Here is a 22,362-nt window from a genome sequence, read left to right on the forward strand (position 1 = left end):
CGAAAAACGCCGTAAACCCTCGCCCAGTGCGGACGGGGATATAAGGCGTAAAGCCCGAATACAGCTTGCAGGTGTACACGAACGGGTAGCCAATGCTCGTGCTGATTTTCAACACAAACTCTCTCGTGCAATTGTTGACAAAAACCAAGCGGTAATTGTAGAGACACTGAAATCGGCGAATATGATGAAAAACCACTGTCTGGCTCGCGCTATCGGTGATGCAGGCTGGCATGGTTTTATCACAAAGCTGGAATATAAAGCCGCAGAAAAAGGCGTCCATCTGGTAAAACTGGATCAATGGTTTGCCAGTTCGAAAACCTGTCATTGCTGCGGTCATAAAATGTCAGAAATGCCACTACATAAGCGTATCTGGCAATGCCCTAAATGTGGAGTTGAACATGACCGAGATATCAATGCGGCAATCAATATCCGACACAAGGGCATATTGGAATTACACGCGGCGGGACTCGTCGTTTCAGCCCATGGAGACCCGCGTAAATCCGTCGTACAGAGGGTTGCGGTCTGAGAAGTGGGAAGCCTCGCCGTTTACGGAGGGGAGCAGTCACAGTTTTACTAAAGTTCGACCTGTCACTTGATTATCCATAATCATCTGAGCATAACGTGGAACTTCATCAAGTGTAATCTCTGTCATTGCTTGCTGATAGAATGTATCAGGTAGCAATTTTAATAAACGTTGCCAAACTTGGGCGCGTTTTTCTGCTGGGAAATAAACAGAGTCGACACCTTGTAAGCGAACATTACGTAAAATAAAAGGCATCACGGTTGTTGGCAAAGAGAAACCCCCCGCTAATCCACAAGCTGCTACTGTTCCGTTATAATTTGTCTGTGACAGAATATTGGCAAGAATTTGCCCTCCGACGGTATCAATTGCTCCCGCCCAGCGCTGTTTATCTAAAGCTTTGCCAGCAGGTTCAAACTCTTCGCGAGTGATAATGTTTTTGGCTCCGAGTTTGCGTAAATAGTCATGGTTACTGGCTCTACCACTCAATGCGGTAACTTGATAGCCTAATGCTGTGAGTAAACTAATCGCGGTGCTTCCGACACCACCACTGGCTCCAGTGACTAAAATATCACCGCTTTCAGGTGTGATACCGCCTTGTTCTAATGCCATCACACAAAGCATGGCAGTAAAACCCGCAGTTCCGATTGTCATGGCATTTTTTAAAGTGAGTCCTTCTGGTACGACGGTTAACCAATCGCCTTTTACCCCCGCCTTTTGCGCAAGACCCCCCCAGTGACTTTCACCGACTCCCCAGCCGGTTAATAAGACATGTTGACCAATATGGAAACGAGGATCTTCGGTGTGATGAACAATCCCCGAAAAATCGATTCCGGGTACCATTGGGAATTGGCGCAGTATTTTCCCTTTACCTGTGATCGCCAGCCCATCTTTATAGTTAAGCGTTGAGTAATGAATGTCGACAATAACCTCATGAATAGGCAGTGTTTTTTCATCGATACTTTGTACGCTGGCACGGAGTTTGTTGTCATTTTGTTCTACGATTAATGCTTTCATCTTGGCCCCTCATCGATTTCTATTTGTGTCATGATAGGCGATTTTTCAGATCTCGTCGTGATTGCGCACAATATCTATTGTAATAATGAGACAAATAATCCTTTTTTAGTGTATAAACGGGGGTTCTATGTTTATTGATGCAGAGATTATTCTGAGTTTTATCTTTTGGTAATTAGATAACAGCGTTAATGGGTTACGATTAGATAAAAATTAGCATTTCTCTTTATTGCTTGAAGTAAAGATAATGTGTTGCCTTATGAGTATTCGAGGTGGGTACTTTGGGGGGGATCTCAGTCAATTTTTGCTAATAAAACACCATTTAATATCAATAGAGTGATTGTACTTATTCAAATGTATAAATTTTATTTGAACTTGCAATGAGACTTTTGAGTCACAGTGTGGCAACGAAGTGAGATTTCTCTTTATTGATGTGAACGTTGTTTGTATTGTTACATAAGTTAAATATGAACAGCGTAGGATCGAAATTATGCGTTAATCGTTCTAATTAGCCCATTTTTATGCAGTTTTTTTCTGCTCCAATTGGGAAAAGTAACGTAGAATATTGTGCCTTTAAGATTATTTACGTGTCCACTTTAATCTAAGTAGTGAATCGCGCCTTGTCGCTGCTTATTGTGGTTGATAGAGTAGACGGATTTTTCCGTCCCGGCTTGCAGGATTATCCTTTCGTATGTTTAAAAAATTTCGTGGCATGTTTTCCAACGATTTGTCTATTGACTTGGGTACCGCCAATACCCTTATTTACGTCAAAGGACAGGGTATTGTTCTCGATGAACCCTCCGTTGTCGCTATTCGTCAAGATCGCGCTGGCACATCAAAAAGTGTTGCAGCTGTTGGGCATGAAGCCAAACAGATGTTAGGGCGTACACCTGGGAATATCGCTGCTATCCGTCCAATGAAAGACGGTGTGATTGCTGATTTTTATGTAACCGAAAAAATGCTTCAGCACTTCATAAAACAGGTTCATAACAATAGCTTTATGCGTCCAAGTCCTCGTGTATTAGTTTGTGTACCAGTAGGGGCTACTCAAGTAGAACGCAGGGCAATCCGTGAATCAGCATTAAGTGCAGGTGCTCGCGAAGTGTTCTTAATTGAAGAACCTATGTCTGCTGCAATCGGGGCAGGATTACCTGTTTCTGAAGCAACAGGTTCAATGGTGGTCGATATTGGTGGCGGTACAACAGAAGTCGCCGTGATTTCATTAAACGGTGTTGTTTACTCTTCTTCTGTTCGTATCGGCGGAGACCGTTTTGATGAAGCTATCATTAACTATGTACGTCGTAACTACGGCTCACTGATTGGTGAAGCAACAGCTGAACGTATCAAACACGATATCGGTTCAGCTTATCCTTCTGATGAAGTTAATGAGATCGAAGTTCGCGGCCGTAACCTTGCAGAAGGTGTACCTCGTAGCTTTACATTAAACTCTAATGAAATTCTTGAAGCCTTGCAGGAGCCATTAACAGGTATCGTAAGCGCCGTTATGGTTGCATTAGAGCAATGCCCACCAGAATTAGCCTCTGATATTTCAGAGCGCGGTATGGTATTAACGGGTGGTGGTGCGTTGTTACGTAACCTTGACCGTTTATTGATGGAAGAAACAGGTATTCCTGTTATTGTTGCTGAAGATCCACTGACTTGTGTTGCTCGTGGTGGTGGTAAAGCATTAGAAATGATCGATATGCACGGTGGCGATCTGTTTAGCGAAGATTGAGATTAATTCTAACAAGGGAGAATGGATTCCCCCTTGGTGAGAATATTAACGCCTGTTTTTTTACTTCTCCGTGTGAGTGATTTTAGAGTTTATGAAGCCAATTTTTAGTCGGGGTCCTTCCCTGCAACTAAGATTAATAATCGCCGTGGTTATCGCCATTTCTTTATTGATTGCTGATAACCGTATTGGCGCATTTTCTAAAGTCCGCCAGTATCTTGATACTGCAGTTAGTCCCTTCTATTTTCTTGCAAATGGCCCTCGCCGTTTCCTCGATCAAATTTCAGAAACCTTTGCCACGCGTGAGCGTTTGCAATTTGAGAATCAAGCGTTAAGGAAAGAGTTATTAGTTCGCAGCGGTGAAAGCCAATTACTGGAGCAATTTAAGCAAGAAAATGCCCGTTTACGAGAATTACTTGGTTCACCTTTGCGCCAAAATGAACAGATGACAGTAACACAAGTGCTGTCTGGTAATAGCACGCCTTATCGAGATCAAGTGGTTATTGATAAAGGAACCAATGATGGCGTCTATGAAGGGCAACCTGTCATTAGTGATAAAGGTGTTGTAGGACAAGTTATTGCCGTAAGTGAGATTACGAGTCGTGTGCTATTAATATGTGACACTTCTCATGCATTACCTGTACAAGTTTTACGTAACGATATTCGTGTTATCGCCTCTGGTGCGGGGTGCGCCGATGATTTATTGTTAGAAGCATTACCTGCCAATATTGATATTCGTGTAGGCGATGTTTTAGTGACATCAGGATTGGGGGGGCGTTTCCCAGAAGGGTATCCTGTTGGTGTGGTATCTTCAGTTAAAGTCGATAATCAACGGGCTTATTCCGTGATTAATGTTCGACCTTCAGCAGAGTTACAGCGTTTACGCTATTTGCTTTTATTATGGAATGCATCAGATAAAATGGGGGAGCCTCCTCTGCCTTCAGAGGTTTATAACGCAGCTAATGAGCGTTTAATGCAACTGATGCCTCAAGTTTTACCTAATTATGAACAAGCAGGACCACCGCTTCCTCGTTCTATGTCTCAAGAGCCGTTAGACAATACAGCTGAAGGCACTAACGGAAATGCGACATCTGTTACAACACCTGCTGCAACCAATACACCTGCTAATACAAATAGAAGTAGGTAGACACAATGAATCCATATCAAAGTCGTGGGCGTTGGGTTGTTTGGCTCTCTTTTCTTGTCGCATTAGTTTTACAAATTATGCCGTGGCCAGAACAGTTAGAAGTATATCGACCTATTTGGCCGATGTTATTTCTTATTTATTGGATAACAGCAATTCCTCATCGTGTAAGTGTCGGAACCGCGTTTGTCTTAGGTATGATTATGGATCTAGTCCAAGGAACGACCTTGGGTGTTAATGCATTGGCCTACACGTTAGTGAGTTATGTTATCGCCTTTAAATATCAGCTTTTTTGCAATCTAGCATTATGGCAACAAGCTTTAGTGGTGATGTTAAGTGTTGTTATTGTTGATCTCACTGTATTTTGGGCAGAATTTTTACTTTCACCCGTGACTTTTCACCCTCAAGTATTCTGGAATAGCCCAGTCAGTGGTATTCTTTGGCCATGGCTTTATTTTTTACTTCGCAAAATCCGTCACCAGTTTTTAGTTCACTAAGTTATTGGATCATGGCGGTCACTTTTGCGTTATCGTCATGAGGACATGATTTGTGACCACGCTTTATCTGGCTTCCAGTTCACCAAGAAGACGTGAACTTCTCGCGTTATTAGATGTTGAATTTAGTATTATTACGCCAGCAATTGATGAAATTTGGCAACAAGGTGAAAAGCCAGAAGAGTATGTTCTTCGTCTAGCAAAAGAGAAATCACAAGCAGGTGTAAAACAAGCACCTTATGATTATCCCGTTTTGGGTTCTGATACTATTGTGGTTCATGATGGACATATTCTTGAAAAACCTCGTGATAAAACCCATGCTGCACATATCCTACGTTCACTTTCAGGCGCAACACATCAAGTGATGACAGCAATTGCTCTCTCTAATAGAACACGCACATTGAGTCAATTAGTCGTCACACACGTCACTTTTAGAGAGATGACAGAGAGTGAGATTAGCGCGTATATTGAGTCAGGGGAGCCAATGGATAAAGCTGGCGCTTACGGTATTCAAGGAAAAGGAGGTCGTTTTGTTCAACGGATTGAGGGAAGTTATCATGCTGTTGTCGGATTGCCTCTTGTTGAAACCGAAGCATTGATAGCTCAATTTTCGTCTTTAGCTAATGAGAAGGATATTTCATGACAGCTGAGTTATTAGTGAATGTGACGCCTTCTGAAACTCGTGTTGCCTATATTCGCGGAGGCATACTTCAAGAAATTCATGTCGAAAGAGAAGCTAAACGGGGTATTGTCGGAAACATCTACAAAGGTCGGGTAAGTCGCGTATTACCCGGGATGCAAGCTGCATTTATTGACATTGGGCTGGATAAAGCCGCTTTTCTACATGCTTCTGACATTATGCCTCACACTGAATGTATTGCAGGTGAAGAGCAGAAAAAATTTAATGTTCGTGATATTGCACAACTGGTGCATCAAGGACAAGATTTAATTGTACAAGTGGTTAAAGATCCTTTAGGAACCAAAGGTGCTCGCCTTACCACGGACATTACATTGCCTTCTCGCTATTTAGTGTTTATGCCAGGTGCGTCTCATGTAGGCGTTTCTCAGCGAATTGATAGTGAAGAAGAGCGTGAGCGCTTAAAGTTACTCGTTGAAGAGTATTGCGATGAAAATGGTGGTTTTATTATTCGTACTGCCGCCGAAGGCGTTGGTGAACATGAAATTAAGCAAGATGCTGCTTTTCTTAAACGCCTATGGAATAAAATCATTGAACGTAAGAAAAGAAATAAAACCCGTATTCAAATTTATGGTGAGCTGGCTTTAGCACAGCGTATCTTACGTGATTTTGCGGGTTCCGAATTAGATAGCATACGAGTTGATTCTAAATTAACTTACAATCAATTACAGGAATTTATTGGTGAATATATTCCTGAATTAACCGCTAAACTTGAATTACACCAAGGCAATCAGCCTATTTTTGATCTCTATGGTGTAGAAAGTGAAATTCAGCGAGCTTTAGAGCGTAAAGTTGAATTAAAATCAGGCGGTTATCTGATTATCGATCAAACGGAAGCAATGACCACTATTGATATTAATACTGGGGCATTTGTTGGTCATCGAAATTTAGAAGAAACGATTTTTAATACTAATATTGAAGCAAGCCAAGCCATTGCTCGTCAATTACGGTTACGTAATTTAGGCGGTATCATCATTATTGACTTTATTGATATGAATAATGATGAACATAAACGCAGAGTATTAGCATCACTTGAACAAGCACTAAGTAAAGATAGGGTGAAAACGACTATTAATGGTTTCTCTCAACTCGGCTTAGTGGAAATGACACGTAAAAGAACACGGGAAAGCCTTGAACATGTTCTTTGTGATGACTGCCCAACTTGCCAAGGGCGAGGTACGGTAAAATCTGTTGAAACGGTTTGTTATGAGATTTTACGTGAAATAGTGCGGGTGCATAAAACGATTGATGCAGATCGCTTTTTAGTTTATGCCTCCTCAGCAGTTGCAGAAGCATTAAAAGGCGATGAATCACATGCATTAGCCGAGGTTGAAATTTTTGTTGGTAAACAAGTGAAAGTGCAAACTGAGCTACTCTATAGTCAGGAGCAATTTGATGTGGTGATGATGTAATGGATTCGCCTTCCTAATGAATATGATGGCAGAAAGGAGACAAAATGAAGCGGCTGCCTAAATACCTGTTAGTGATAACAGTCTTTTGCCTCATCGTTTTTGCCTTGATATTAAGCGGATTTCGTTATTTTCTACCTCGCTTAGATAGTTATCGCCCTGAAATAGAATCGTATCTTACGAAACAACTCAATAGCCCTGTCTCAATGACAAAGATCATGGGAGAGTGGCGGAATTTTGGCCCTGATATTCAAGTAGAAGGGCTGAATATTACCAATAAAGATGTCAACGTTATGGCAGAAAAAGTCACTTTTTCTTTTGACGTTTGGCGTTCATTATTCGATTTTCGCCTTCACTTTCGTGAAATGACCTTTGAACAGTTATATGTGAATTACCACAGACCTCTTTTTACTGGGCAAAGTGGGGATATAACGTTAACTGAACCTGATAATATCTCTTCAATTTTCCTTGAGCAGTTTGATCGCTTTAAACTCATTGAAAGCCGTTTTGTTTTTTTAACTCCTTCGGGAGACACGAGTACATTACATGCGCCTGAATTGATGTGGTTAAATCAAAAAAACCGTCATCGCGCTCAAGGTGAAGTCACGCTGGATACACCAACTAATCATTATGGTGGTTTAAAGGTACGTCTTGATCTCTATACCACCGAGAGTGGCTTAATCGATAACGGTAACGTATTTCTTACCGCAGATGACATTGATATCTCACCTTGGCTGAGTCAGTGGGTAAAAAATAATAGTGGCGTAGGTGAAGCGAAAGCCAGTTTGTCTAACTGGATTGAAATTACTCAAGGGCGTATCACTGGTAGCCAGTTGCAAATTCACCAAGGTGAAATGGACTGGAGTAGTAATGGAACCTCGCACGTATTAAATGTTGAAGATTTAATATTGCGTATGAGAAGGCAAGAAAATGGTTGGCTTGCGGATATTCCTTATACTCGAAAAATTACAATGGATGGGGAAGAGTGGCCTGATGGTTATTTAGCTGTTCTTTATCAACCAAAAGAAAAACAACATGATGAAGCGTGGCGTATTCGAGCCAAAAATATTGAGTTAGATAGATTATATGCGGTATTGCCATTATTCTCTTTTTTAACACCCGATTTTGTTCGTCAATGGCAATATCGCCAATTTTCTGGTGTGGTTAATGATTTTGCATTAGACCTCACACCTGAACACTTTGAGCAAAGCGTAATAAATCTCTCTTGGGAGAATGTGAGTTGGAAGCGTTGGCAAGAGATCCCTTCTGTACAACATTTCAGTGGGAAATTAAAAGGCAGTATGCAACAGGGAGAACTTAATTTCACCCTAGCAAACAGTGAAATAGATACTGGAAAATTGTTTAAAGCACCGCTGAATATTGAAAAAGGGAAAGGCGCGATTTATTGGACTTACTCAGGAGATGATTTATCTCTTTGGAGTGAAGGATTAGATATTCAAGCGACATCAGCATGGGTAGCGGGTGATTTTCGTTATGAAAAGCAAGGTGAAGATCAGCTGCTTTCTATACTTTCTGGTGTAAGAGTCACAAATGCAGGAGATACATGGCGTTATCTACCTGAGGAGTATGTGGGGAAAGCGCTAACAGAATATCTCTCGGAGGCGATTATTGCAGGGAATATCGATAATGGAACCTTTATTTTCCATGGCGACCCCGCCGATTTCCCTTTTGATAATCACAAAGGGTGGTTCCAAGTTTATGCCCCAGTTAAACAGGCAACCTTTAAATTTGATAGTGAATGGCCTGCATTATTCAATTTGGATATTAATCTAGATTTTAAAAATGATGGGCTATGGATGTCTTCTACACAAGCAAAAGTGGGTAAAGCAACCGCTACGAATTTAAGTGCAGTGATTGAGAGTTATCGACAAGAGCGGATCTTAATTAACGCGGATATTCAAGCTACGGGCGATGAGCTGAAAGAGTATTTCTTAGATTCTCAAATGGCGAGTATTGGGCATACACTCGAAGAGCTTAATGTCGCAGGAAACATTAACGGCACATTGAAATTAGATATTCCTTTTGGCGGCGAAGATGTGGTTGCTTCGGGTGATATTAATTTAAAAAACAATGATGTTACATTGAACTTTATGGATACCACCTTAAAGGGCGTTAGCGGACAATTTCGTTATCACAATGATAAACTTGAGAGTGATACGTTAACGGCTAATTGGTTTGGGCAGCCTCTCGCTTTCTCATTTATGAGTCATAATGATAGGGATAATTATCAGGTCGATGTCGGTTTAAAAGGCCAATGGGATATTCAAAAAATTCAAGGTTTACCTCGCGATATTCAACAGAAATTTAGTGGTGTATTCCCATGGAAAGGAAATGTGAATGTTAAGATCCCCGAAAAAGGTGATGTTGATTATCAAGTCGATTTAACTGGAGATATCAACACATTAAGTAGCAAACTTACAGCACCTGAAACACAAGATTTAAAAAATTCATCGCCGATTGTTATTTCTGCAAAGGGTAATAGTGAAGCCTTAACCTTAAATGCCAGTGCTGAGAAACAGTGGAAACTGAATAGCCAATGGTCATTAGGAAAACAGCTACGCTTATTGCAAGGCAATGTGGTGTCTTCTTCTATTCAATTACCAGAGTTGAGTTCACAACAACGCTTAACTATCGCTATTAAAGGATTAGAGGGTGATAAATGGTTGCCGACATTAATGGCTTTTTCGTCTTTAACGCCATCTGAAAATAAAGTCACTTTTCCTGATAATGTACATATCAGTTTGCCAGATTTAAATTTTGCAGGGCAAAAATGGGATGATCCTCAAACTGAAATTATGCACGTTACTGAGGGAATAAAATTCGCTTTCTCAGGCAGTGAATTACGAGGCGATGTGTTTATTCCTGCAACACCCGCACCTTGGCAAGTTAATATTAATTATCTTTATTTTAATGGTTTTTCATCTTCTCAAGAGGAAAAACCATTAAAAATGGCAAATATTTCTGATCCCAATACAGTAAAATTTTCTGTGAAAAGTATTCCTCCTATTGATTTTGAATGTCAGGAGTGTTGGGTCAATGGCCTGCTTTTAGGGAAGATAGAAGGTTCATTAAAACAAAATCAAAATGCTTTATTTTTAACTGACGGTAAATTAGAAAATAGTAGTGGGGAATTGTCGGTTAATGGTGTGTGGTCTCAAGATAATGCGGGCAATAATACAACAAAACTAATGGGAAAATTAAAAGCCGAAGAAGTTGACGAAATGGCTGCCTATTTTGGTTACATTATCCCGATTATTCAATCCCCTCTTGACGCAGATTTTTCGTTACAATGGCGTAATACACCGTGGAACTTTGAACTGGCGACTTTGCAAGGTGATATTAAATCCACCCTGGGCAAAGGACGTATAGAGAAAGTTAATGTAGGACAAGCCGGTAAGTTGCTTCGCCTTGTGAGTTTTGATGCACTTTTACGTAAATTACAGTTTGATTTTAGAGATACTTTTAGTGAGCATTTTGAGTATGACTCGATTAAGAGTGAAATTACGATTAATCAAGGTATTATGAATGCAGAGAGAGTACGTATTGATGGTGTTATTGCCGATATTGCGATAAGTGGGAAAGTGGACTTACTTGGACGTAAAATGGATCTACAAGTTGTAGTCACCCCAGAGATTTCAGCTACAGTCGGTGTTGCTACGGCTTTCGCAATAAACCCAATTGCAGGCGCCGCGGTGTTTGCGGCATCAAAGGTTCTGGGACCACTTTGGAGTAAGATTTCAGTTATCCGTTATCACGTGACCGGAACTATGGAACAACCCAAAATTGACGAAGTACTGCGTCAGCTTAAGGAGAATCAGGCGTTATGAAAAAAGTTAATGTCGCACTTTTGCAACTTTGTAGCGGAAAAAACATAAAAAATAATCTGGCGCAAATCGAGCAACAGATTAAGCAATTACCCGATTCAGTGAAGCTTGTATTAACACCTGAAAATGCGTTACTTTTTTCAAACTCAAAAGATTACCATAAACACGCTGAAATTCAGGGCGATGGGCCTTTACAAAATGCTATCGCTAAAATGGCTCAGCGTTACAAAGTGTGGATCTTAGTAGGTTCTATGCCTTTAATTAGTCGTGACTCTCCAGATCAAATTACCAGCAGTAGCTTGGTCTTCGATGATGAAGGTGTTATTCGTGCTCGTTATGACAAAATTCATATGTTTGATGTGAGTATTGACGATGAACAGGGCGAATATAATGAATCTTCTATTTATCAACGTGGTGAACGCCTAACCGTGGTTGATACTCCAGTTGGGAAATTAGGTTTAACGATCTGTTATGACCTCCGTTTCCCCGGTATTTTCCAAGCATTAAGAGAAAAAGGAGCAGAGATTATCTCTGTACCAGCGGCTTTTACTCGTTTAACAGGGAAAGCGCACTGGGAGCCTTTATTACGTGCTCGTGCGATTGAGAATCAGTGTATTATCTTAGCACCAGCACAAGTGGGTACTCATGATACGCGCAGAACTTGGGGTCATACCATGGCGATTGATGGTTGGGGGAAAGTCTTGAAAAAGAATCCCGATGCCGTTAGTGCGCTAACGCTGAATGTTGGCGTTGAGAGTCTGCAAGGTATGCGTGAACAGATACGGGTTGTAAAACATAATCGCTTTCGCCCGAAACTGACCCACTTAATCAAAAAAGTTAAGGATAAAGAAGAATTATGAGTTTAGCTGTTGTCAGCGAAAGTCTGTTGGAAGCAAACAAACTTAGTTTAGATGATTTAGCATCAACACTAGAGCAGCTTGCACAGCGTCAAATTGATTATGGTGATCTTTATTTTCAGTCAAGTTATCACGAGGCTTGGATCCTTGACGATCAGATTATTAAAGATGGCTCTTACAATATTGATCAAGGTGTTGGCGTTAGAGCAATTTACGGTGAAAAAACTGGTTTTGCTTATGCCGACCAACTTACGCTTAATGCGCTTAATCAAAGTGCCCATGCTGCGCGTAGTATTGTTCAGGCTAAAGGCAATGGTCGTATCCATACTTTAGGTGCTATTCAACATTCTCCGCTATACAGCTTAAACGATCCACTGCAAAGCCTCTCCCGTGAAGAGAAAATTGCACTATTGCATGAGGTGGATAAAGCCGCTCGTGCTGAGGATAAACGCGTTAAACAAGTTAATGCATCATTAACGGGTGTTTATGAGCATGTCCTTGTTGCCGCTACCGATGGTACGTTAGCTGCGGATGTACGTCCTTTAGTTCGCCTTTCAGTGAGTGTGCTGGTGGAAGAAGATGGCAAACGTGAGCGTGGTGCAAGTGGTGGTGGTGGTCGCTTTGGTTATGACTATTTCTTAACAAAAGTAAATGGTGAAAGCCATGCAATCACTTATGCTCGTGAAGCCGTACGTATGGCATTAGTGAACTTATCAGCAATTGCTGCGCCTGCTGGAACAATGCCTGTGGTATTGGGTGCGGGCTGGCCGGGTGTGTTATTGCATGAAGCTGTGGGGCACGGTTTAGAAGGTGATTTTAACCGTCGTGAAACCTCTGTATTTTCAGGCCGTATTGGTGAGAAAGTCACTTCTGAGCTTTGTACGATTGTTGATGATGGTACTCTCGAAGGTCGCCGTGGCTCTGTTGCTATTGATGATGAAGGTATTCCGGGTCAATACAATGTATTAATCGAAAACGGCATTTTAAAAGGCTATATGCAAGATAAGATGAATGCTCGTTTAATGGGGGTTGCGCCAACAGGAAATGGTCGTCGTGAGTCTTATGCGCATCTGCCTATGCCTCGTATGACAAACACCTATATGTTAGCTGGTAAATCTTCACCAGAAGAGATTATCGCTAGTGTTGATCGCGGTATTTATGCGCCAAACTTTGGTGGCGGTCAGGTTGATATCACATCGGGTAAATTTGTTTTCTCAACCTCAGAAGCTTATTTAATCGAGAATGGAAAAATAACAAAACCAATTAAAGGGGCAACGCTGATTGGTTCAGGTATTGAAGCCATGCAACAGGTTTCGATGGTGGGGAATGATCTCGCTTTAGATAAAGGGGTTGGCGTTTGTGGTAAAGAAGGGCAAAGCCTCCCTGTTGGTGTAGGGCAACCAACATTAAAATTGGATAAAATTACTGTCGGCGGAACTGCTTAATTATTGTTATAGTTATCTATACGTATTGTAAAAACTCCATCTTATGATGGAGTTTTTTATCTGAATAACAGTTAAAGGAGCTAACGAATGGGAAAACGTTTATTGCCCGTGCTTATTGTTGTTGCGGTTTTATTTGGTGTGCTTTACAAAGGACTTCTACCTGAAAGCCAAGTACCCGATCCATCTTCATCAGCACCTATTCCGACATCATCAAGTCATAATCTAAATAGACCTGCACAACAACCTCTGTCCATTGACGAAAAAACACAATCAAATAAAGTGGCTGATTATTTACAGCGTCATCAGCGGTTACCTGATTTTTATCTCACCAAGAAAGAAGCGAGAGCACAAGGCTGGAATGCGAAAGAAGGCAATTTATGTGAAGTTTTACCTGGAAGGGCAATTGGGGGCGATCGCTTTATGAATCGTGAAAAACAGCTACCAGAAGAGACAGGGCGTCAGTGGTATGAAGCGGATGTGAATTATCATTGTGGCCATCGTGGTAGTGACAGATTGCTCTATTCAAATGATGGGCTGATTTATCTCACTACCGATCACTATCGTACAATGACAAAGGTTGCCCCTTAATGAAACAGGTTATCTTCGATTTTAAAAGACTGGTCGATAGAGATGCCTTTTATCACGATTTTGCACTGCAATTTCAGTTAGATGATAAATTTGGCGATAACCTAGATGCATTATGGGATGTGTTAATGGGAGGAATAGCGCTGCCAGTCAGTATTGTTTTCAAGCATTTTCCTCATCATTCCCGTGATTTTCAACCTTTGGTGCAGTTGATGCAAGAAGCAGAAAATGAACTGGGTAAAGACGTTTTAAGCTTTCATTGTGAGCATACAACAAAGTAAAGCAGAATAGAAAATACGCCCTGAAAATCGCAGTGAGGTTGAGTTTACACTGCGTTTTCAGGATGATCCGGTTTTATGACGATTCTGATAAATCTTTTAGATATTGAAAGAGTAAGCGGAATGATTTTGGCGGCTTATTCGCTTCTTTTTCTTTTTTCGCATTACGGATAAGAGTGCGTAATTGTTGGCGATCAGCCATCGGATAAAGTGCAACCACTTCTTCAATGACTTCATTGCCACCTTCGATAAGGCGAATTCGCAGATCTTCAAGTTTATGTAACACTAAAATCTGTTGGTTGTGACGGTTTTTGAGTTTATCAAGCGCTTGGCGGATCGGCTCTTCGTCCACATTGCGCAGTAGTTTTCCAATATATTGAATTTGGCGACGGCGTGCTTCACGCTGCACTTTTTGTGCTAATTGAATAGAGGTTAATAATTTTTCATCTAATGGCACACGCTCTAATTCTTGTGCACTTAATTCAACTAATTCAGTGCCCAGTTTTTTGAGTGCTTCAGCATCACGTTTAATTTCGCTTTTGCTGACCCAGATGATTTCGTCCTCTTCTTCCTCTTCTAACGAAGCATCGTCAAATTCAGGATTGAGGTAATGCCACTCTTCAGGCTGCTTTGCCATAATAAAAATTCCTGTTGCAGAGTAAGCCGGGAGTGTGATTTGGTGAATGACCAAAAGCCCGACGGGTGATAACATTCATATATCTTCTATTGTAACTGGGAAAATCGCTTGTTGACCACCTGTCAATTGATTTACTTTGCTGAAAATAAGTAAAAAGCGGTGTTCTCCTTAGGAAAAATGGTTCTCAATGAATAATTCAGATCAGGTAAAACAGCTTGAAGACGCCGTCTCACTCGCATTAGAGCTGGCAGCAAAACAGTGTGATGGTGCTGAAGTCGCTATTAATAAATCGACGGGTATTAGTGTCAGTACGCGTTATGGTGAAGTTGAAAATGTGGAATTTAACAGCGATGGCGCGTTAGGTATTACAGTTTATCAACAACAACGTAAAGGCAGTGCCTCTTCAACCGATTTAAGTCCTGATGCGATCAAACGCGCGGTACAAGCTGCTGTGGATATTGCGCGTTATACTTCTGTTGATCCTTATGCAGGCCCGGCGGATCAAGAGTTATTAGCATTTGATGCCCCTTTCCTGGATCTTTACCATCCTACCGACATCACGGCAGATAAAGCGATTGAATTAGCATCAAGAGCAGAAAAAGCCGCTTTAGATAGCGATAGCCGTATCATTAATACCGAAGGGGGCAGCTTTAATAGCCACAGTGGAACCCGTGTATTTGGTAATAGCCTTGGCTTATTAAAAAGCTATTCATCTTCACGCTATTCTATGTCGAGTTGTGTTATTGCTCGTGATGGTGAGGATATGGAGCGTGACTATGCTTACACCATAAGTCGTCGTTTTGATGATCTCGAATCACCTGAATGGGTAGGTCAAGAGTGCGCACGCCGTACGTTATCTCGCCTTGCACCTCGTAAACTCCCCACCATGAAAGCACCCGTTATTTTTGCAGCAGATGTTGCGACAGGCATTTTTGGGCATTTAGTTGCGGCAATCAGTGGCAGTATGATTTATCGTGAATCTTCTTGTTTACTGGATAGTTTAGGTAAGCAAATTTTCCCTCAGTGGTTGAGTATTCAAGAGCGCCCTCACTTAATGAGAGGTTTGGCGTCAACACCGTTTGATAGCGAAGGCGTACGTACAACCAATGCTGAAATTATTAAAGATGGCATATTACAAGAGTGGTTACTAACTACGTATTCAGCAAGAAAACTGGGTTTAAAAAGTAATGGTCATGCTGGTGGTATTCATAATTGGTATATCCCAGGACAAGGTTTATCGTTTGATGAGCTGTTAAAAGAGATGGGAACAGGCCTTGTTGTTACCGAATTGATGGGACAAGGGGTCAGTACCGTAACGGGGGATTACTCTCGTGGTGCGAGTGGTTTTTGGGTTGAAAACGGTGAAATTCAATATCCTGTAAGCGAAGTGACTATTGCGGGTAACTTAAAAGAGATGTGGGCAAATATTGCTACTATGGGTGATGATATTGAGATGCGCAGTAATGTTCAGTGTGGATCGTTGTTATTACCAGAAATGAGTATTGCGGGTGAGTAAATTTTAGGCATTGATTATCACCGTTAATCTCAGCCCGTAATGGGCTGAGATATCGCGTTTATTTTGAGACGCTAAAAGTAAGACGGGAACCTTCAGCGATGCTTAACGGTGTAATTCACCAGCAGCTTCTGGTTGATATAGAATTTCCAATACTTTAACCTTAGTTTCAAGGCCATTTGGCAGCTTCCAACTGATCTCATCATTAATTGCTAAACCCAGTAGCGCAGCACCCATTGGTGCCATAACGGAAAGTTCAGTGGCGCTGTCTTTTAATGAAGCGGGATACACTAAGGTACGAGTACGTTCTTCATTGTTTTTTAAGTCCATAAAACGGACTTTGCTGTTCATTGTGACAATATTAGCAGGGATATCAGCTGGTGTAACAATGTCAGCACGATCTAATTCTTCATTCAATGCTTCAGCAATCGGGCTATCTGCAAATGCCGGTTGTTCAAGTAATGAATCTAAACGTTCTGCATCAAGTTCGTTGATGATAATTGTTGGCTTTGTCATACCACACTCCAATTTATTCCAATGCAAAACAACACCCCCACGGGTGAGGTGGGGGTGTTGTTAAACTCATATAAGAGATAATAGGCGGTTCTGTATAAAAAAGAAAGAGACAACGATCACAGTCTCTTTCGGGTTATTTAGTTAAGAAATGCTAATCTATTGTTTTCTATTACGATTATTCTTCATCAAACCCTGATTCAAATAATGCGATAATAGCATCAATAGCTTCATTTTCATCACTACCACTGACTTCTATATCAATTTGACTGCCTTGCTCTGAATCTAACATCAGCATAGCAATCACACTATCCGCTTGCGCTTCAACCCCTTCGTTGTTGCGCAAAATGACGGTTGATTGAAATGTTTTTACTAAATCAAACAACTTCATTGCAGGCCTTGCATGCATACCGAGTCGATTTTTAATCGCAACTTGTCGATATTGGGTCATTTGCGTTTTTCGAGTGTTCTGTGGCGTGATTGTACGTTTTTCCCTCTAGAGCGGAAATAATCGGCGAGTTGCTCAGCAACATAAACTGAACGGTGTTTACCCCCCGTACAACCAATTGCCACCGTCAAATAACTACGGTTATTGGTTTCTAGCATCGGCAACCAAAGTTCAAGATAGCTTCTCGTTTGATAAATAAAGTTATGCACTTCGGTGTGTCTATCTAAGAATGCCGCGACAGGGCGATCGAGACCTGTCATTGGACGCAGTTTAGGATCCCAATGTGGATTCGGTAAGAATCGCACATCAAAAACATAGTCTGCATCAATAGGAATACCATGCTTAAAACCAAAGGATTCAAAGACCATTGTTAGCTCGCGTTCACGCTTTCCTAATAAGCGAGTACGCAGCATTTCTGCAAGCTCATGAACTGACATTTCAGAGGTGTCAATAATGAGATCAGCCCGTGATCGTAATGGTTCAAGCAGATCACTTTCGGTATCAATGGCCATTTCTAGCGAAAGATTTTTGGTTGAAAGCGGGTGAAGACGTCGAGTATCACTATAACGACGAATTAAGGTATTTCTATCTGCGTCTAAAAATAAGAGTTGTGGAGAATATTCAGCGGGTAAACTTTCCAGCGCTTTTTCGAAGATCTCCGGCGACTCTGGCATATTTCGGACATCAATACTGACTGCGGCAGCAGAAGCATCACGTTCAGCCAGTGTTTTTGCGAGCTCAGGTAAAAGATCAACAGGTAAGTTATCAACACAATAAAATCCCATGTCTTCAAGCGCACGCAAAGCGACTGACTTACCTGAACCAGAGCGTCCGCTGACTATCATCAGCACCATGAGGTAGCTCCCCTATAATTTCCCAGTGATGAATATCATTCCACTGTAATGCTATTCGCGTCCTACTAAACCCGTAGGGGTTATTCTGTGATAATCTGATAAAGCTCTTCATCACTTTGTGCGGAGCGTAGTCGGCGACATAAATTTTTGTCTGCCAACTGTTTTGCAATCAAAGACAGTGTGTGTAAATGTTCCTTACATTGTGTCGCAGGAACGAGTAATGCGAACAACAAATCGACAGGCTGATTATCAATAGCGTCGAAGGCAATAGGTTCGCTTAGGTGAAGAAACACACCAACTACTTTTTCTGTTTCATCACTTTCAATACGTCCATGAGGAATAGCTAAACCACCCCCAATCCCTGTTGTACCGACTTTTTCACGCGTTAATAAGGCTTCAAATATCAGTGTTTCGGGTAAATTAAGTGCTTTTGCTGCATTTTCACTGATAATTTCTAACGCGCGCTTTTTACTCGTGCAATGTACATCATTATGCGTACATGCCAGAGAAAGTACGTCGCTAATATTCATCTTTGTATCGTTGTTCATTGTCTTATTCACTTAGACCAGCAAACCAGATGCCACAAAGTGACATCTGGTTTTGTGTTACTGATATTGATTAGGCATTGGCTTAAACCGAGTCATAAACAACACAGTAACTTCGCCGATTGTATTCCCATTTCACAATGGGAAATGAATTAATGTTGTCTCAGTTTATCTTTGTGTTTGGTTAATTGACGAGCCAGTTTATCCATTAATCCATCAATTGCTGCGTACATATCTTCTGCTTCTGCAGAAGCATGTAATTCACCGCCATTAACTTGAATGGTCGCTTCCGCGATTTTATTCACTTTCTCGACTTTCAGGATGACCTGAACGTTATTAATTTTGTCAAAGAACTGAGGTAATTTCGCGCTTTTTGCTTTGACGGTATCACGCAGAGCATCGGTTAATTCAATATTATGACCAGTGATTTGAAGTTCCATAGTGTCTTCCTTCTCAATTATGCTCAAACCAACTCTTTGCGTTGATTTGAAGGCGGGATGGATAATGACTCTCTATACTTCGCAACAGTGCGTCGAGCAACTTGTATTCCAAGCTCTGCGAGCATATCAGCCAGTTTACTATCACTAAGTGGTTTCGCTGGATTTTCTGCTGCGATTAGTTTCTTCACTAAAGCCCTGATTGCTGTTGAAGAGGCTTCGCCTCCGCTATCAGTATTCACATGGCTAGAGAAAAAATACTTCAATTCGAAAATTCCTCTTGGGCAATGCAAAAATTTTTGCGTTGTTACTCGAGAAATGGTGGATTCGTGCATTTCAACCTGTTCAGCAATATCTGCCAACACAAGGGGTTTCATATGCTCTTCACCCAATTCGAAAAATGCCTGCTGTGTGTCAACAATGCAATGAGCGACTTTTAATAATGTCTCATTACGGCTTTCTAAACTTTTTATCAGCCATTTGGCTTCTTGTAAATTGTCACGAATAAATTTTCCATCGCTTTCATTTTGAGTCGATTGACCCAATGCTGCGTAAGTTTCATTTATTCGTAGGCGAGGAATGCTATCTGTATTTAACTCAACTTGCCAGCGTTCACCTGATTTTTTTACCAGTATATCTGGAATAACATACTCTGACTCGCCTGTATCAATACTTAATCCGGGTTTAGGATCAAGAGACTGGATCAGTTCAATAACAGATTTAAGCGTCTCTTCTCGTAACTTCGCTTGACGCATCAGTTGACGAAAATCACGGTTACCTAGTAACTCTAAATATTGGCTAATGACTAACTGCGTTTCTTTAAGATAGGGTGTTTCTGTTGAAAAAGCGGATAGCTGAATCAAAAGACACTCTTTTAAATCACGAGCAGCAACACCAATAGGATCAAAGCGTTGAATACGTTTTAATACGGCTTCGACTTCATCAAGCTCTAATTCATCATCGCCCATTCCAGCCAGGATGTCATCTGTTGTGACAGTTAAATATCCTGTTTCATCAATAGCATCGATAATACTTATCGCAATTGCTTTGTCTGTTTCTGAAAATGGTGTGAGATCAGCCTGCCATGTTAGGTAATCTTGCAATGAGGCGGTTGTTTCACCTTGATACAGAGGTAGTTCATCATCAGTATAGTCACTACTGGTGCCTGAAGGTGTACCTGCCGTGTAGATTTCTTCCCATTGCGTATCTAAAGGGAGATCATCAGGCATCTCTTTTTGTTCTAAAGCATCCAGCGTGTCGAGTTCTTCAACGTCGTTTTCAGTTGTTGTTTCTGTTGTCGGATCTGACGGATCTGCTGTATGAGCGGTATCATCTGAAACGGGATCGGGTTGATCGTCGTCTTGTTCTAGAAGTGGATTAGATTCAAGTGCTTGCTGAATTTCTTGTTGTAATTCAAGCGTCGAAAGTTGCAACAAACGAATAGCCTGTTGTAGCTGTGGCGTCATTGCCAGTTGCTGACTAAGACGAAGTTGCAGACTTTGTTTCATAATAATGCGAAGAGTCCTTTGCTGTTGTCATCCATGACAGAGTAAAAAGTGAATCAAAGATTACAGGCGGAAACCTTCACCTAAGTAAACACGTTTAACTTGCTCATTTTCAAGAATTTCTTCTGGTGAACCATGCGCAATAAGGTGACCTTGGCTGACGATATAAGCACGTTCGCACACATCTAATGTTTCACGCACGTTATGGTCAGTAATCAGTACACCTAATCCATAATCACGTAGATGCTGGATAATTTTTTTAATATCTAATACTGAAATAGGGTCAACACCCGCAAAAGGTTCATCTAATAAAATGAATTTAGGGTTTGCTGCCAATGCCCGTGCGATTTCAACACGGCGACGCTCCCCTCCTGATAATGATTGCCCTAAACTGTTACGTAAGTGGCTGACATTAAACTCTTCTAGCAGTTCTTCGGCTCGATCTTTTCGTTCTTCAGGCGTTAAATCATGGCGGATTTCTAAGATCCCCATAATGTTGTCATAAACGCTTAAACGTCTAAAAATAGACGCCTCTTGAGGAAGATAGCCAATGCCTTTACGTGCTCGTTCATGTAACGGTAACAGCGTAATGTCTTCATCATCAATGGTAATACTACCTGCATCACGGGCGACAATACCAACAACCATATAGAATGTGGTTGTTTTACCTGCACCATTGGGTCCAAGTAAGCCGACAATCTCACCTGAATTAACGTTCAAGCTGACATCACCGACAACGGTACGCCCTTTGTATGCTTTTGCTAAATTTTCAGCTTTTAACAGCGCCATAAAGTGTTACTTACCTTTGTTGTTAACACCAGGGCCTTTCTCTTGCAACTGGGAAGGCAGTAAAACAGTAGTCACTTGTTTACCTTTACCGCTAAAAGCTTCCATTTGCTGAGTTGGGACGAGATAAGTGATCTTATCACCGGTGATATTACTGTCTAATTGTTCAAGATAGGCTTTACCCGTTAAGGTCATTAACTCTTTATCCATTTCATAGGTCATTTTTTCGCCACGACCTTTGATAGGTTTACCATCATCTTGTAACTGATAAAAAGTCACTGGGTTACCAAATGCTTCTATAATGATCTTTTTGGAGTCACCACCTGGGCGTGTGACAATAACTTTATCAGCACGAATATCGATAGATCCTTGTTTGATCACAACATTTTGTGTAAAGGTTGTGACGTTTTTTTCGAGATCAAGCGATTGTTTCTCTGAGTTCACAACAATAGGTTGTTGTGTGTCATCTTTAAGCGCCATCGCAGGTACACTTATCGCTAAAAGTGTACCGATAATCAGTGTATTACGGATTTTTTGATTCATTAGGGATCTCATAATAGGTGTTTACCTTTTCAATCAGCTCTGCACGTTTCTCACGCAGATTGCCTCGCATTTTTAAGCCGACTGATTTCAGTCCGACGCCGATAATAGTCACTTCATCATCAGAGGAAACATCCTGTGTGTCCAAATTTGCGATAGCGTTGTCTGTGCTTATTCTCTGTAGTTGAGAGTCATCCGTTAGGCTATCAATTTGAACATCGCCATAAAGATAGAGCATTTTACTGTTTGTTAGCTTGGCTTTATTTGCGCGTACTGTCCATGTTGCATCCCCTGTCGGTGAATAGGTGGTTAAGACAGGGTTAGTAAACCATGTAAACTTTTGCTGAGCATAATTTTTGACATCATCAGCAACCAGTTTATATCCGAGTATACCCGTTGGCTCGTAAACAAAAGAGATCGATGATTTGGATTGGTAGGTAGGTTGACCATCATCAACAATCTCACCCTCACCGAACTCAGTGTTATTAGTGTAGTTCCAGCCAATCAGCCCAAGGGCGATAATGGCAAGAATTAAGGTAAACCAGGATTTTAATTTATTCATTC

Annotated in this window: 22 protein-coding genes and 1 pseudogene; 12 read left to right on the top strand and 11 right to left on the bottom strand. The window is 41.2% G+C overall.

Annotated elements, in window-relative coordinates; all coding sequences use genetic code 11:
- Positions 1–43: 43 nt before the first annotated feature.
- Positions 44–526, top strand: a pseudogene (locus SB028_RS02750) (RNA-guided endonuclease InsQ/TnpB family protein); the annotation flags it as partial.
- A gap of 36 nt (positions 527–562) precedes the next feature.
- On the opposite strand, the gene SB028_RS02755 reads toward SB028_RS02750, so the two are convergent.
- Complete coding sequence (locus tag SB028_RS02755; RefSeq protein ID WP_318859784.1) at positions 563–1,537, bottom strand: MDR family oxidoreductase; 975 nt, start codon at positions 1,535–1,537, stop codon at positions 563–565.
- Between the two features lie 688 nt (positions 1,538–2,225).
- On the opposite strand from SB028_RS02755, the gene mreB reads away from it, so the two are divergent.
- The 10 genes from mreB to SB028_RS02805 all read left to right on the top strand — a co-directional run bounded on the left by mreB (position 2,226) and on the right by SB028_RS02805 (position 14,023).
- Positions 2,226–3,269 carry a rod shape-determining protein MreB gene (gene mreB / locus SB028_RS02760; RefSeq protein WP_023582893.1) on the top strand — a complete coding sequence of 348 codons (1,044 nt, stop codon included), beginning with the start codon at positions 2,226–2,228 and terminating at the stop codon, positions 3,267–3,269.
- Positions 3,270–3,360: 91 nt separating this feature from the next.
- Positions 3,361–4,413, top strand: coding sequence for a rod shape-determining protein MreC (gene mreC / locus SB028_RS02765; protein WP_069368726.1), 1,053 nt, complete (start codon positions 3,361–3,363; stop codon positions 4,411–4,413).
- A 5-nt stretch (positions 4,414–4,418) separates the two neighbouring features.
- Positions 4,419–4,907, top strand: a complete 489-nt coding sequence (mreD, locus tag SB028_RS02770) for a rod shape-determining protein MreD (protein WP_069368725.1) — start codon at positions 4,419–4,421, stop codon at positions 4,905–4,907.
- 52 nt (positions 4,908–4,959) lie between these two features.
- Entirely contained in the window at positions 4,960–5,547 is a 588-nt protein-coding gene (locus SB028_RS02775) for a Maf family protein (RefSeq protein WP_069368724.1), read from the top strand.
- A complete protein-coding gene (rng, locus tag SB028_RS02780) occupies positions 5,544–7,013 on the top strand; it encodes a ribonuclease G (protein ID WP_069368723.1) in 1,470 nt (489 codons plus the stop codon). Before SB028_RS02775 ends, rng begins: the two co-directional genes overlap by 4 nt.
- A 44-nt stretch (positions 7,014–7,057) precedes the next feature.
- Positions 7,058–10,858: an AsmA2 domain-containing protein YhdP gene (gene yhdP, locus SB028_RS02785; protein WP_318859785.1), complete on the top strand. Its 3,801-nt coding sequence runs from the start codon at positions 7,058–7,060 to the stop codon at positions 10,856–10,858.
- Positions 10,855–11,715 (top strand): deaminated glutathione amidase, encoded by an 861-nt coding sequence (gene nit1 / locus SB028_RS02790; protein WP_069368721.1) that lies wholly within the window; start codon positions 10,855–10,857, stop codon positions 11,713–11,715. The genes yhdP and nit1 overlap by 4 nt, the downstream gene beginning before the upstream one ends.
- Positions 11,712–13,157 (top strand): metalloprotease TldD, encoded by a 1,446-nt coding sequence (gene tldD / locus SB028_RS02795; protein WP_069368720.1) that lies wholly within the window; start codon positions 11,712–11,714, stop codon positions 13,155–13,157. Before nit1 ends, tldD begins: the two co-directional genes overlap by 4 nt.
- Before the next feature lie 87 nt (positions 13,158–13,244).
- Positions 13,245–13,745, top strand: coding sequence for a ribonuclease (locus SB028_RS02800; RefSeq protein WP_069368719.1), 501 nt, complete (start codon positions 13,245–13,247; stop codon positions 13,743–13,745).
- Complete coding sequence (locus SB028_RS02805) at positions 13,745–14,023, top strand: barstar family protein (RefSeq protein ID WP_069368718.1); 279 nt, start codon at positions 13,745–13,747, stop codon at positions 14,021–14,023. Before SB028_RS02800 ends, SB028_RS02805 begins: the two co-directional genes overlap by 1 nt.
- A gap of 73 nt (positions 14,024–14,096) precedes the next feature.
- Here SB028_RS02805 and yjgA read toward each other — a convergent pair whose 3' ends face one another.
- Positions 14,097–14,657 (bottom strand): ribosome biogenesis factor YjgA, encoded by a 561-nt coding sequence (yjgA, locus tag SB028_RS02810; protein WP_069368739.1) that lies wholly within the window; start codon positions 14,655–14,657, stop codon positions 14,097–14,099.
- A 187-nt stretch (positions 14,658–14,844) separates the two neighbouring features.
- Between yjgA and pmbA the strand changes: the two genes are divergently transcribed.
- Positions 14,845–16,173 (top strand): metalloprotease PmbA, encoded by a 1,329-nt coding sequence (pmbA, locus tag SB028_RS02815; RefSeq protein ID WP_069368717.1) that lies wholly within the window; start codon positions 14,845–14,847, stop codon positions 16,171–16,173.
- A 102-nt stretch (positions 16,174–16,275) separates the two neighbouring features.
- Here the strand turns inward: pmbA and rnk are convergent, their stop codons facing one another.
- From rnk to lptC, 9 genes are all read right to left on the bottom strand, one after another.
- Positions 16,276–16,686: a nucleoside diphosphate kinase regulator gene (gene rnk, locus SB028_RS02820; protein WP_069368716.1), complete on the bottom strand. Its 411-nt coding sequence runs from the start codon at positions 16,684–16,686 to the stop codon at positions 16,276–16,278.
- 175 nt (positions 16,687–16,861) lie between these two features.
- Positions 16,862–17,134 (bottom strand): PTS phosphocarrier protein NPr, encoded by a 273-nt coding sequence (npr, locus tag SB028_RS02825; protein WP_069368715.1) that lies wholly within the window; start codon positions 17,132–17,134, stop codon positions 16,862–16,864.
- Complete coding sequence (rapZ, locus tag SB028_RS02830; RefSeq protein WP_023582880.1) at positions 17,131–17,985, bottom strand: RNase adapter RapZ; 855 nt, start codon at positions 17,983–17,985, stop codon at positions 17,131–17,133. The genes npr and rapZ overlap by 4 nt, the downstream gene beginning before the upstream one ends.
- Before the next feature lie 80 nt (positions 17,986–18,065).
- Complete coding sequence (gene ptsN, locus SB028_RS02835) at positions 18,066–18,533, bottom strand: PTS IIA-like nitrogen regulatory protein PtsN (protein WP_023582879.1); 468 nt, start codon at positions 18,531–18,533, stop codon at positions 18,066–18,068.
- 149 nt (positions 18,534–18,682) lie between these two features.
- Complete coding sequence (gene hpf / locus SB028_RS02840) at positions 18,683–18,970, bottom strand: ribosome hibernation promoting factor (RefSeq protein ID WP_036913954.1); 288 nt, start codon at positions 18,968–18,970, stop codon at positions 18,683–18,685.
- A 23-nt stretch (positions 18,971–18,993) separates the two neighbouring features.
- A complete protein-coding gene (gene rpoN, locus SB028_RS02845; protein ID WP_069368714.1) occupies positions 18,994–20,475 on the bottom strand; it encodes an RNA polymerase factor sigma-54 in 1,482 nt (493 codons plus the stop codon).
- A gap of 60 nt (positions 20,476–20,535) precedes the next feature.
- A complete protein-coding gene (gene lptB, locus SB028_RS02850; protein WP_006535352.1) occupies positions 20,536–21,261 on the bottom strand; it encodes an LPS export ABC transporter ATP-binding protein in 726 nt (241 codons plus the stop codon).
- A 6-nt stretch (positions 21,262–21,267) separates the two neighbouring features.
- A complete protein-coding gene (gene lptA / locus SB028_RS02855) occupies positions 21,268–21,801 on the bottom strand; it encodes a lipopolysaccharide ABC transporter substrate-binding protein LptA (protein WP_069368713.1) in 534 nt (177 codons plus the stop codon).
- Complete coding sequence (gene lptC, locus SB028_RS02860; protein ID WP_023582876.1) at positions 21,782–22,360, bottom strand: LPS export ABC transporter periplasmic protein LptC; 579 nt, start codon at positions 22,358–22,360, stop codon at positions 21,782–21,784. Before lptC ends, lptA begins: the two co-directional genes overlap by 20 nt.
- Positions 22,361–22,362 lie beyond the last annotated feature (2 nt).

The sequence above is a fragment of the Proteus vulgaris genome (genome assembly GCF_033708015.1).
Taxonomy (GTDB): domain Bacteria; phylum Pseudomonadota; class Gammaproteobacteria; order Enterobacterales; family Enterobacteriaceae; genus Proteus.